The sequence below is a fragment of the Porticoccus sp. GXU_MW_L64 genome, assembly GCF_052983295.1.
Window position 1 is genome coordinate 248,964 of sequence record NZ_JBRKJK010000002.1, and the last position, 11,899, is coordinate 260,862.

At 54.0% G+C, this 11,899-nt stretch carries 8 protein-coding genes; 6 read left to right on the top strand and 2 right to left on the bottom strand.

What is annotated here, in order from left to right; genetic code table 11:
* Nucleotides 1-254 precede the first annotated feature (254 nt).
* On the bottom strand, nucleotides 255-1,247 hold the full coding sequence (mgrA, locus tag ACVBEJ_RS02830; RefSeq protein WP_447128081.1) for an L-glyceraldehyde 3-phosphate reductase: 993 nt from the start codon (nucleotides 1,245-1,247) through the stop codon (nucleotides 255-257).
* Between the two features lie 346 nt (nucleotides 1,248-1,593).
* A complete protein-coding gene (locus ACVBEJ_RS02835; RefSeq protein WP_447128082.1) occupies nucleotides 1,594-2,421 on the bottom strand; it encodes an IclR family transcriptional regulator in 828 nt (275 codons plus the stop codon).
* A 250-nt stretch (nucleotides 2,422-2,671) separates the two neighbouring features.
* Between ACVBEJ_RS02835 and ACVBEJ_RS02840 the strand changes: the two genes are divergently transcribed.
* The 6 genes from ACVBEJ_RS02840 to ACVBEJ_RS02865 all read left to right on the top strand — a co-directional run bounded on the left by ACVBEJ_RS02840 (nucleotide 2,672) and on the right by ACVBEJ_RS02865 (nucleotide 11,591).
* Nucleotides 2,672-5,392: a TonB-dependent receptor gene (locus ACVBEJ_RS02840; RefSeq protein WP_447128083.1), complete on the top strand. Its 2,721-nt coding sequence runs from the start codon at nucleotides 2,672-2,674 to the stop codon at nucleotides 5,390-5,392.
* A 97-nt stretch (nucleotides 5,393-5,489) separates the two neighbouring features.
* Nucleotides 5,490-6,632, top strand: a complete 1,143-nt coding sequence (locus ACVBEJ_RS02845) for a Gfo/Idh/MocA family protein (protein WP_447128084.1) — start codon at nucleotides 5,490-5,492, stop codon at nucleotides 6,630-6,632.
* A gap of 589 nt (nucleotides 6,633-7,221) precedes the next feature.
* Complete coding sequence (locus ACVBEJ_RS02850; RefSeq protein WP_447128085.1) at nucleotides 7,222-9,000, top strand: sodium:solute symporter family protein; 1,779 nt, start codon at nucleotides 7,222-7,224, stop codon at nucleotides 8,998-9,000.
* Nucleotides 9,001-9,003: 3 nt separating this feature from the next.
* A complete protein-coding gene (locus ACVBEJ_RS02855) occupies nucleotides 9,004-9,816 on the top strand; it encodes an alpha/beta hydrolase (protein ID WP_447128086.1) in 813 nt (270 codons plus the stop codon).
* 130 nt (nucleotides 9,817-9,946) lie between these two features.
* Nucleotides 9,947-11,077, top strand: coding sequence for a glycoside hydrolase family 172 protein (locus ACVBEJ_RS02860; RefSeq protein ID WP_447128087.1), 1,131 nt, complete (start codon nucleotides 9,947-9,949; stop codon nucleotides 11,075-11,077).
* A gap of 73 nt (nucleotides 11,078-11,150) precedes the next feature.
* Entirely contained in the window at nucleotides 11,151-11,591 is a 441-nt protein-coding gene (locus ACVBEJ_RS02865) for an RbsD/FucU family protein (protein WP_447128088.1), read from the top strand.
* Nucleotides 11,592-11,899: the final 308 nt, after the last annotated feature.

Genomic DNA, 11,899 nt, shown 5'->3' on the forward strand with positions numbered 1-11,899 from the left:
TGGTGCCATATTACCCAAACCCTCTGCCACTCTGGTCGAGATTGCCGCGTCGCTTCGCTCCTCGCAATGACGGAGGGGTGGTGGTATTCCCCATCATCGCGAGTGCTATTCCCCGTCATTGCGAGCGCAGCGAAGCAATCTCCATCCGGTTGGTGCCATATTATCCAAGCCCTCTACCACTCTAGTCGAGATTGCCGCGGTCGCTTCGCTCCCTCGCAATGACGGCTTCGGTGGCAGCAGACTTGTAGAGTGCTTCAGGCAACGGTCAAGCGATCAATCTGCTCCAACTCCTGTTGGCAAAACGCCAGATTATCCAGGGCCTTGACCGAATCCTCCAACTGCCCTACCCGGCTGGCGCCCACCAGGGCAGAGGTAACCCGCGCATCTTTTAACACCCAGGCCAACGCCATTTGCGCCAGCGATTGCCCACGTTGCGCTGCCATATCATTGAGCGCTCTCAGATTATCCATATTCATTTTCTGCAACATTTCCGGGGTTAAAAAATGCCCCAGTGCAGCGCGGCTGTCTTCGGGGATGCCGTTTAAATATTTATTGCTCAGCACACCCTGCGCCAGTGGCGAAAACACTATACAGCCCATGCCTTCCTGTTCCAGGGTATCCAACAGGTTGTCGTTTTCTATCCAGCGGTCCAGCATGGAATAACGGGGTTGGTGAATCAGCAGGCGGGTGCCAAATTCACGAATCAGCGCATTGGCTTCGGCGGTGGCAAGGCTCTTGTAAGAAGACACCCCCACATACAGCGCCTTGCCGGAATCCAGCGCCCGCTGCAATGCGCCCATGGTTTCATCCAGTGGGGTATCGGGATCAAAACGGTGGGAATAAAAAATATCCACGTATTCCAGGCCCATGCGTTTCAGGCTCTGATCCAGACTTGCCAGCAAATTTTTACGGCTGCCCCACTCACCATAGGGCCCGGGCCACATGTAATAGCCGGCTTTGGTGGAGATAATCAGCTCGTCCCGATAGCCTGCAAAATCTGTCGCCAGCAACTGGCCGAAGTTTTCTTCCGCCGACCCTGGCGGCGGGCCGTAGTTGTTCGCCAAGTCAAAATGGGTAATGCCCAGGTCGAAGGCCTTGCGGCACAGCACCTGACACTGCGTAAACGGTTCACTGTGGCTAAAGTTATGCCACAGCCCCAAGGAGATAGCGGGCAGCTTTAAACCGCTGTTACCACAGCGGCGGTATTGCATGGTGTCGTAGCGATTCGGGTTTGCGGAATAAATCATTAGCCGTGTCCTTAGGGTAGAGAAAATTTCCCGGGCAATATTTTATAACCAACCTGCGGCCGCGCAATAACGGTTTGACTGGCCATCGTGAGCAGCCGTAGGGGGGATTAGCCGCGAAGCGGCGTAATCCACCAATCAGGGGTCAATATTGGCAACCAAACAAATATATTAAACCGGCAACTTTATAGGTTGCGTTTAATAATGCGGCACAGGGATGTGCCGCCGCTGGCGCAGCCAGCGCAAGCTCAATAAAATCAAGCACTTTCGCGCAAGTGCGTTACTTTCTTTTATGTGAAAGTTATTGAGCGCGCAATACAAAAGGCAGGACGCCTTTTGTATTGCCGGGTTAATAGTCAAGCGGCTCTGGCTCATACCCCAGGGCAGAAGAAATATCTGCCGCTGCGTTACCAATGCTCTCCAACAACTCATCTGTAACCAAACCGGCAGACGGGTCTTTTAGCTTCAAGCTGGACACAGCCAATGTGCCCGCCAATTGTCCAAACTGATTAAACACCGGAAAGCCAATTTCGATAACCCCCTCAAACTGTGCACTGGGCAGTACTTCGTAGCCCTGTTCGGCAACTCTGGCGATCATCTTTTTGAGGGTGGCATTTATCTTGATCACATCTCCTCTGATCAATTTCGCCGCCGCGATCATTTCTTCACGTTCCTCCTCGGAAGCAAACGTCAATATAATGTGGCCAGCGGCGCCTGCCATCAGCGAGTCTGTACTCCCTACTTTCACCAGCAATACATTATTCAAGCGCTCCGCTTCCTGGCGCGCCATCACCAATGTGCCTCCCTGAGAGAAAAACGCCAGGTAACAACTTTCACCGATACGGTCAGACAAGGTTCGCATAATCGGCGCAGAAACGGACGTGACTCTGTCCACCGACACGTCCTGGTGGGAAATCTTGAACATTTTGTGGGATAACCGGTACAGGCGGTACTTTGTCGAGTATTCCGCGTAGCCCACCCGCCTCAGCACCGCCAGTATGCGGAAAACACTGGTGCGGGATTTGTCTACGCGCTTGGCGATCTCGGTCAAGCTAAAGCCCGAGCCGGTTGCCAGCACCTCAAGTATTTCCAGGCCTCCTTCCAGCGCCGGAGCCGTGTACTTGTGAATATTTTCCGATGAATCGATTGATTCCACCGCGGGTTTTTTCGGGCTCACAATTCTATCTTCCTGTAATTACTGGCAATTTCATAAGGCTCAGAGAGAAATAGCATTATGTTTCCGCAGCCGTTGCTGTCAACCTGAAAACCAAAATAAGCCATAAAACTTTTCTTGCAAACTTGTTTTCTATGTAAAACATTTTGTTGACAAAACATATTTTCAATAATAGTCTCAGGCTCTGACTAGCAAATAGTCAGCAATATTCAACACATTCCAGTAATAAATTCCATTTAAGAGGGGATAGGTAATGAATGTTTTACGTTTAAAACCACTGGCAGCGGCACTCAGTGGCGTAATCGCCGCCAGTTTCGCACCAGGTGTTCTGGCCGCTGACAATGCAGCCAGTACAGAGATCAACGAAGAAATTGTTGTTCGCGGTATTCGCGGCAGTTTGAAACAGGCTCTGAGCCTGAAAAAAGAAGCCACCAACTTTGTGGATGCCATTTCCGCAGAAGACGCTGGCAAGCTGCCTGACCAGAACATCGCCGAAGCACTGCAACGGGTGACCGGTGTTGCCATTCAGCGCAGCCGTGGTGAAGGTGACTTTGTATCCATTCGTGGTCTGGGGCCGGATTTTGTACGCGGTACCATCAATGGCCGGAGTATCACCAGTGGTACTGAGACGTTTGACTCTACTCTCAGCGGCGGCACAGCAACCAGTACCGGTCGTGCTACCAACTTCGACCTGCTGCCCTCTGAAATTATCGACACCCTGGAAGTGATCAAGTCCACCTCTGCCAAACACGTAGAAGGCGGCATCGGCGGTGTGGTGAATGTAAAAACCGCGCGTCCGCTGGATACTGAAAACCGCACCGCGTTCAATATTAAAGGCACTTACCGTGATTTCGCCGAAGAAACCGATCCCAACGTATCGGGCATGATCAACTGGTCCAACGACAGTGACACCTTCGGCATACTGGCCTCTATTGCCTACTCCGAGCGCAATATTCGCGAAGATATTTCTGGCAGCTTTGGTTACCTGCCTTTTGGTACGTACGATACCGATGGAGACGGACTGGAAGATCGCTCTGACGTTATCGTTCCCCTGTCCAGCAACCAGGACAGCTTTGAAGAAGGCCGCGACCGCACCACCTTTAACAGCACCCTGCAATGGGCATTTGGCGAAGATTCCCAATTGACACTGGATCTGCTCTACAGTGACCGGGATATCGAACAGCGTCAACAAGGGGTTATTTTTGTTTCCCTGCCGACCGTGGGTGCCAACGACGATGGCAGCGTTACGGTTTCTCCCAACGACATTGTTGGCGGTGCATTGCGCTCCATTACCAGCAACATCCCCCCTGAACTGGTAAACGATGAACAGGTCGCCAACGACGAGCAATTAAACCTGGCTCTGAACTACACCACCAAGGTAGGCGACTGGACTTTGAGTACCGACATCAGCAGTGCCGACGCCGAAGGCACCCTGGCCTTTGACCGTGCGGTAACTGTCGGCGATGGCGGTGGCACTTATCTGATTGATTACACCGTTGACGAAAGCGGCTTTACCGTTGTTAGCAACGGCACAGCCGACCTGTCCAATCCCGCTAACTACTTTTTACGCAATGGCCGCGTAACCCGCACCATCAACGAAGATGAAGAATCTGCATTCCAGTTCGATGCAACCCGTGAAATCGACAGCAACTTCCTGTCTTCTGTTGAAATTGGCGCCCGTTACCGCACCAGAGAAAAGTCCGTTACTCGTTCTGATTTCGACGGCGGTTTTGGATTGGGTACTACATTGCGTCTGTCCGATATCTCAGGCGGCGCTACCGCTCCCGCCAGCAACTTCCTGGACGGTGGTACAGTGACGGCTTTTGGCGATCTGGTATTTGCCAATACTCAACCCGCTCTGGACGCTGTTAGAGCCGCTGCGGGCGCGGTAGATATCACACCACAGCTGGACCCACTGGGTACATTTGATGTGGAAGAAGATACCTACGCCTTTTACACCCAATTAAACCTGGACGGCGAAATTGGCGGTATCGGCTATGTGGGTGATGTGGGCTTCCGCGTGGTGCTGACGGAGCAGGAAATTACCGGTTTAAGTCAGCCATTCACCATTGATGGCACCACTACTCCAGGCTCTATTGTATTTACCGGCCCGGTGGCACCCATTACATTTGACGACAGCTACGTCAACGTATTGCCCAGCCTGAACCTGCGCTTTGAACTGGACGAAGGTCTGTTCCTGCGATTGGCGGCGTCTAAAACGGTCACCCGGCCTACCTTTGTTCAGCTGTCCCCGCGCGTTGCCATCAACCCCAGCGCCACAGCTGACTTGAACGGTGACGGCATTGCGGCCACGGCCAACCTTGGCAACACCAGCCTGTCGCCTTACGAGTCCACCAACTACGACCTGGGTGTTGAGTACTACTTTGGTGATGCCAGCGCGTTGTACGCCGGTGTTTACTACAAGGAAATCGAAGATTTTATCGCCAACGTAACCAACCTGGATGTTACCTTCAGCGGCACTGTTTTCGACTCGGTTTCCCAGCCTGACAACCAGGGTGTTGCCCAGTTGATAGGCCTGGAAGCGGGGTACCAGCAGTCTTTTGAAAATGGCTTTGGTTATATCATCAACGCCTCAATTTCAGAGAACGATGCCGAATTTGAAGATGGTGGCGATATCAGCTTCCCCGGTGTATCCGACCTGAGCTACAACATCACTGGTTACTACGACAATGGGCCACTGCAGGCACGGTTGGCATACAGCTACCGCGATGACTTCCTGCTGAACCCCAGTGACGTTTTCACCAACCAGATTTTTGTTGAAGAGTTTGGCCAGCTGGATGCGTCTGTAAGTTTTGATATTACTGACAACTTCACCTTGTCACTGGAATTCCTCAACCTGACTGATGAAAACCTGGAAAGAACCACATCCAATACAAGTGGTCTGGGTAGCCAATTCCTGTCTGACGGGGTTGTTGGCCGCCGCGTAGCCTTCGGCTTCCGCGGACGTTTCTAAACCACCCGCAACACAGGCACCTGACAGCCGTCAGGTGCCTGTTTTTTCTCCAAAATTCTGTTTTTTCTGCACTCCTTAATTGTGTAAGGTTATTACCATGAAAATAGGTTTATGCGGACTGGGTGACCGGCTGAGCTACGTGGCGCATGTCATGAGTGAGCTGATACCGGAATTCGACCTGGTGGCGTACGCAGACCCATCACCTGCCAAGCTGGACTACATGCAGGAGCACGGGTACAACCTGAACGGTTACGCCGACCTGCAAACCATGCTCGATAAAGAGTCCATCGACTTTCTGATGATTGGCTCCCCCAACCACCTGCACCTGGAACACATTCGCATTGGCCTGAAGGCTGGCGTCAAGCTGTTTACCGAAAAGCCGGTGGTAACTACAGAACAAGAAACCTTCGAGCTGCTGGATTTGATCAAAGAGCACGATGCCGCCGACAGTATTATGGTGGGCATGGTGTTGCGCTACTCTCTGCTCTATAAAGATTTAAAGAAAGCCATTAGCGAAGGCACCTTGGGCGAGCTGACCAGTATTGAAGCCTCCGAACACATCGCCCCGGAGCACGGCGCCTTTTTCATGCGTGACTGGCGTCGCAACCAGGAAATGTCTGGCGGCTTTATGCTGGAAAAATGCTGTCACGATCTGGATATCTACCAGGGCGTCATCGGCAATCGCGCGTCCAGGCTGGTGAGTTTTGGCAGCCGTAAAACCTTTGTCCCCGACAATAAAGACCTGGAAAAAAACGAGGTGTACCACGAGCGCAAATCCCGCTGGGGTGGCACCAACAAAGTGTTTGGCGACGACTCCGAACTGATCGACAACCAGACCGCGTTAATTGAATACGAAGACGGCACCAACCTGTGCTTCCACACCAACCTCAATGTACCGGATGAATACCGCCACTTTTGCGTAGTGGGCACCCACGGCATGGCGGAAGGGGATTTTGTGCGCAATTTTTATCGCGTGCACGACGCGGTGAGCGGTGAAAAACTGATCGACAAAAGCTACGAGCACGACGACAGTATTTCCAAACACTACGGCGCCGAGGAGCAAATGGCCGCCGACTGGATTGCCCACTTCCGCGATGGCGCACCACTGCCGGTTTCCATTCTGGATGCGCTGGAAGCGGGTTTGACTGCCATTAAACTGGATGAATCCCGGGTATCTGGCAAGATTATTGATATGACGGAAACCTGGCAGCGGTTTGACAGTTATGGGTTGCGGGGGTAGATCGCGCACCACCTGGGAAAATATATTCACCAAAACCTAGGGGGCGTTCTCAATTAGTGAGTTATTGCTGTTGTGCCTGAAATGGCGCCAGACAAGGCATGAGGAGAGTAGTTTGGTTGCTCCAAATGAACGACGAATAACACAGTATGGCGCCATTTCAGGCGCAACCCGAAGGGCTGGACCCATTTTGTCCCTCAGCGGTGTTGCCATTCGCTCATGTAGAATGACTACACAGCACTCATGGCGCCTTGCTGAGAGCCAAAATGGGCTCCAGCAGCAACAGCTCACTAATTGAGAACACCCCCTAACCCCGGGTGCCGCTGCGCTTTACCCGGGCTACGAGTCTGAGCTCCTCGCAATGACGGGAATGTAAACTTTCTCCCCACCGTCATTCTGAGCGAAGCGAAAAATCTCGACTCAGATACTACGCAGGAGATTGCCACGTCGCTTTGCTCCTCGCAATGACGGGAATGTGAGCTTTCTCCCCACCGTCATTCTGAGCGCAGCGAAGAATCTCATGCGTTGTTTCTGGCCATAGATCCTTCGCTGCGCTCAGGATGACAGATAATCACAATAAACAGAGAACAACATGGCTTTTCTTGATTGGGTAATTGTCGGCCTTTACGTGGCATTTGCCATTGGCATTGGTATGTACTTCACCAAAAAGGCCAGCGAAAGTACCACCGACTTTTTTGTCGCCGGGCGCTCCCTGCCCTGGTATATCGCCGGCACCTCCATGGTGGCCACCACATTTTCTGCCGATACGCCGCTGTTTGTTTCCGGCCTGGTGCGGGAAGAAGGCATTTACGCCAACTGGATATGGTGGACCACCATTATCGGTATTCTGGTGTCTGTGTTTTTCTTTGCCAGCCTGTGGCGGCGGTCAAAAGTTCTCACCGAAATTGAACTGATTTCCCTGCGCTACGACAGTGGCCCGGCAGCCAGTTTTTTGCGGGTGTTCAAAGCGCTGCTGGACGGCGTATTTATCAACTGCATTATTATTGCCTCGGTCACTCTGGCCATGTCGAAAATTGTAGTGGTTATTCTGGGGCTGTCTTCCGACCCGTTATTTACCCTGCCGCTGTTTGGTGACGTGACCTCCGGCACCCTGATTCTGCTGTTGCTGGCCATATCCGCCGTGGCCTATACCGCACTGTCCGGCCTGTACGGAGTGGTGTACACGGACCTGATTCAGTTTGTACTGGCCATTGTCGGCGCTATTGCCCTGGCGGTGATTGTGTATCTGGACCTGGACGACAAAGGCGGCGTAATGACCGCGTTGCAGGCCGCGCCGGGCTTTACCGAAAATACCCTGCGCATGTTCCCGGAATTTGAGTGGAACCTGGAAACCGCCACCTTTTTGATTCTGGTCACTATTGGCTGGCTCAACTACGCGCCGGGTTTTGGCTTTTTTCTGCAACGCACACTGGCCGCCCGCACCGAAAAAGATGCGGTGCTGGGGCTGTACTGGTTTGCCTTCTGCCATTTAATTCTGCGCAGCTGGCCGTGGATTATTGTTGGCGTGGCATCGCTGGTGTACTTCCCCAATCTGGTGGATGGCGAGCAGGCCTACCCGCAAATGATCGACAGCTTCCTGCCCATTGGCCTTAAAGGGGTGATGGTTGCCGCTCTGCTGGCGGCCTTTATGAGCACGCTGGACACTCACCTGAACTGGGGCTCATCTTACCTGGTGAACGATATTTACCAACCCTTTATCGCCAAAGGCCGCAGCAAGGAGCACTACGTAAAAGTCGCCCGCATCAGCATGTTGCTGCTGTCGCTGGTTGCCCTGATTGTGACCACGCAACTGACCAGTATTGTCTCCGCCTACGAATACATTGGCGTGATTATTATTCCTGTTTCGGTGGTGCTGATTGCTCGCTGGTACTGGTGGCGCATCAATGTGTGGTCGGAAATTGCCGCGCTACTTACCGCCGCCATTGTCGGCAACGCGCTGGCCGTTCTGATGCCGGACAGCGACGGCGAACGCTGGTTTGCGGTGCGCTGGCTGTACACCACGCTGGCCACCCTGGGCGTGTGCCTGGTAGTCACGCTGGTTACCTCCCGTAATGGCCCCACCAAACAGGCCACAGCCTTTTACGAGCGCCTGCGCATTCACGGCAAGGGCTGGCAACGGGTGCGGGAGCAATCCGGCGTTACCCCTGTGTCTGTGGGCCTGAAAGACAACACCATCGCCTGTATTGCCAGTATTGTGCTGATCTACTCACTGCTGTTTGCTATCGGCTACGCGCTGTTTGATCAGTGGGCGAACGCTGGCTGGTTTTTGCTCGCCAGTGTCGTCTCCGGTTACATTGTGGTAAAAAAGATTCCCACCGTGATCCGCAAACTGAGAGAAGACGTTTCCTGACCCATGCCCGACTTTACCTGGCCCCACCGCCTGCATGTGCAATCCAGCATTTGCTATGGCAGCGACGACCCGCAGCAGCAACAACTGGACATTTACTCCCAGAACATTGATGCCAGCGAACAGGACGGCAAGCTGGTTTTCGCCAGCACCAACAAAACCCTGGTGTTTATTCACGGTGGCGGCTGGGTAGAACACGACCGCATCAACCATTCGCCCTGGCTGTTCAGCTTTCTGGAAGCGGGCTGGAATGTGGTGAACCTGGAATATCGTCTGGGGCCGAATACCGCCCCGCAAGCGGTGGAGGATGTGCTGTTGGCCCTGCAATGGCTGGCCGACAACGGTCGCGACTACGGCATTGACTGCCACAAGCTGGTGGTGGGTGGCTGTTCGGCCGGTGGCCATCTGGCACTGATTGGCTCTTACCTGACCGACGCCAACCTCAATATTACCTGCGTGATGAATTGGTGTGGCATTACCGATATTGCCGCGCTTGAGCACTTCCTGCAGGGCCAAAACCAGATCAGGAATTACGCGCTGCAATGGGCTGGCGACAACAACCGCTTGTTGGCAGTCAGCGAACAATACTCGCCCATTCGCCATGTCAATTCACAAACGCCCCCCACAGTGACAGTTCACGGCGATGCGGATATCGTTGTACCCTTTCAGCAGGCGGAAAAACTGCACGAATTGCTGGAACAACAAGGGGTAGACCACCACCTGGTCACATTGACTGATGGCGGGCATGGCGGTTTTACCCCGGAGCAGTGGTCTTATGGGTACCGCGAAGTTTTTGCTTTTATTAACCGGCATATTTAGGGATAACCACCCAAACCGTCATTGCGAGCGCAGCGCGGCAATCTCGTGAAGCCCTTTGCGCTCTGCGGGAGATTGCCGCGGTCGCTGCGCGCCCTCGCAATGACGGCCCAATATCAAAAAGGTACACAACATGACAACATTTAACGGCCTGGGCATGAACCTGGGCAACCTCTCTCGCCTTTCCAACGCCAAAAGCCGTTCCATCTCCGCCGAAAATTTTACCGGTGAAGCGGGCAAAGGCGGCATGGCCACCGAAGGTACCGGAGCATCCCCTGGCCGTGATTTGGGTCAGGGCTGGAAAATCTCCCCCAGCATTGAAATTGAGCCGGGGCAAACCTTTACCCTGGCCGACATAAAAACCGGCGGAGCCATTCAGCAAATATGGATGGCCACCATTGGCCCGAAAAAACGCGATCTGATTTTGCGCATGTACTGGGACGATCAGCAGCAGCCCTCCGTCGAAGTTCCACTGGGTGACTTTTTCTGTAACGGCCTGGAAGATTACGCCCACGTGCAATCCCTGCCGGTATGCGTCAACCCCGGCCAGGCGTTTAACTGCTTCTGGGAAATGCCCTACCGCAAGAATGCTCGCATCACTCTGGAAAACCGCGACCCACTGCGCAAAGCCGGGGTGTACTATCAGATCAACTACACCGAAACCGACGTGCCGGAAGACTGCGCTTACTTCCACGCCCAGTTCCGCCGTACCAACCCTGTGCCGTTCAAAGAAGTGCACTGCATTCTGGATGGTGTTTCCGGGCGCGGCCAATACGTAGGTACCTACATGGCCTGGGGTTGCAACAATAACGGTTGGTGGGGCGAAGGGGAAATCAAGTTCTACATGGACGGCGACAGCGACTTCCCCACCATTTGCGGCACCGGCACCGAAGATTATTTTCTGGGCTCCCACAATTACGACATTGGCACCGCCATTCCGGAGCGCCCCAACGCCTACAGCGAATACAACGGCCCCTATGCCGGTGTGCCGGAAGTACAGCGCCCGGACGGGGTATACCGCGCGCAACTGCGCTTTGGCATGTACCGCTGGCACATCCCCGACCCGGTGCGCTTTGACAGCGACCTGAAAGTGACCATTCAAGCCCTGGGCTGGCGCGACTTTCACAATTGGGGGGGCGATGTAAACCAGCGCCGTTACTTGCCCCTGCAAGACGACCTTGCATCCGTGGCGTTCTGGTATCAGACTTTGCCCACAGCGCCCTTCCCGGAGCTGCCGCACCGGGATTATATGGAAGTGAATTGATACAATCGTCTCTGTAGGGTGGATTAGCGCAGCGTAATCCACCAATGGACAAACACCACAATCGAGAACAACCATGCTGAAAAACATAAACCCCTTACTGAGCCCGGAGCTGCTCAAACTGTTACGCGCCATGGGTCATGGGGACGAAATTGCCATTGTCGATGCCAACTACCCCGCCGACAGCAACGCACAACGCCTTGTACGGCTGGATGGTTGCAGTGCCACCGAGGTACTGGACGCTGTGCTTTCCGTTCTGCCGCTGGATAGCTACGTAGACCACCCGGTACACAGCATGCAGGTAGTGGGCGACCCGGACGCGGTACCGGAAATCGTCAGCGAATTTCACGCCATTGTCAGCCAGCAGGAAAGCAACCCTGTGCAACCCGCCGCGCTGGAGCGCTTTGCCTTTTACGATCGGGTAAAAAGTGCCTACGCCATTGTCAGCACCGGAGAAACCCGGCTGTATGGCAATGTGTTACTGACCAAGGGCGTTATCGATCCTGACGCGCAGTAAAGCTCAAAAGAGTGTCATCCCCGCGCAGTCGCACTGTTGCCTGGAGTAACCACCCAAACCGTCATTGCGAGCGCAGCGAAGCAATCTCCATCCACCTACCGCCGCACTCCCAAAGTCCTCTGCCAATTGGGTCGAGATTGCCGCGTCACCCTGCGGGTTCCTCGCAATGACGGGATGTTGTTACCCTCGTCATTGCGAGCGCAGCGAAGCAATCTCCATCCACCTACCGCCGCACTCCCAAAGTCCTCTGCCAATTGGGTCGAGATTGCCGCGTCACCCTGCGGGTTCCTCGCAATGACGGGATGTTG

Excerpts from the sequence above, each read along its gene's own strand:
- ACVBEJ_RS02855 (WP_447128086.1), top strand. The coding sequence starts at position 9,004 with ATGCCCGACTTTACCTGGCCCCACCGCCTGCATGTGCAATCCAGCATT.
- ACVBEJ_RS02845 (WP_447128084.1), top strand. The coding sequence starts at position 5,490 with ATGAAAATAGGTTTATGCGGACTGGGTGACCGGCTGAGCTACGTGGCG.
- ACVBEJ_RS02860 (WP_447128087.1), top strand. The coding sequence starts at position 9,947 with ATGACAACATTTAACGGCCTGGGCATGAACCTGGGCAACCTCTCTCGC.
- mgrA (WP_447128081.1), bottom strand. The coding sequence starts at position 1,247 with ATGATTTATTCCGCAAACCCGAATCGCTACGACACCATGCAATACCGC.
- ACVBEJ_RS02840 (WP_447128083.1), top strand. The coding sequence starts at position 2,672 with ATGAATGTTTTACGTTTAAAACCACTGGCAGCGGCACTCAGTGGCGTA.
- ACVBEJ_RS02850 (WP_447128085.1), top strand. The coding sequence starts at position 7,222 with ATGGCTTTTCTTGATTGGGTAATTGTCGGCCTTTACGTGGCATTTGCC.
- ACVBEJ_RS02865 (WP_447128088.1), top strand. The coding sequence starts at position 11,151 with ATGCTGAAAAACATAAACCCCTTACTGAGCCCGGAGCTGCTCAAACTG.